We start from the raw sequence: 414 nt of genomic DNA on the forward strand, positions 1-414 counted from the left end.
GCAGGGCTTCGAGCTCCGGCGATAAGACCTGAATCACGCCCTGGTAGTCGAGTATGGCCCGCTCGGCCTCTGCAATGGACTCGCGCAGCGCCGCATCGCCAGCGCCGAACAACGAGAAGTCTGTCCACAACGTGGTACCGAGCACCCGCCATTGGCCATTTCGCTCAATGAAGGTTGTGTTGTTCAGGAAATGCACGTTGGGCAAGCGGCGCGCGGCGGCTTGCATCGCGCTTTCGAGGGCACCGAATTCACCGCCGTAATACTCATGGTTGCCCGGTACATAAATAACCGGCACCTGTGAACCGAAGTTCTCCGCCGCCCAGCGCAAGGCCTTTCGCATGGTTGTGGATATCACCGGCCAGCACGACCAGATCGGCCTCCACGTAGGGGATGGAAAGCGGTTCGTCCCACGTA

Annotated in this window: 1 pseudogene; it reads right to left on the reverse strand. The window is 60.4% G+C overall.

The annotated features are described in order from the left end of the window. Positions 1-295: pseudogene (locus M5C01_RS32815) on the reverse strand (hypothetical protein); the annotation flags it as partial. Between the last annotated feature and the right edge of the window lie 119 nt (positions 296-414).

The sequence above is a fragment of the Pseudomonas sp. MWU12-2319 genome (assembly GCF_023242525.1).
GTDB classification, from domain to species: domain Bacteria; phylum Pseudomonadota; class Gammaproteobacteria; order Pseudomonadales; family Pseudomonadaceae; genus Aquipseudomonas; species Aquipseudomonas gingeri_D.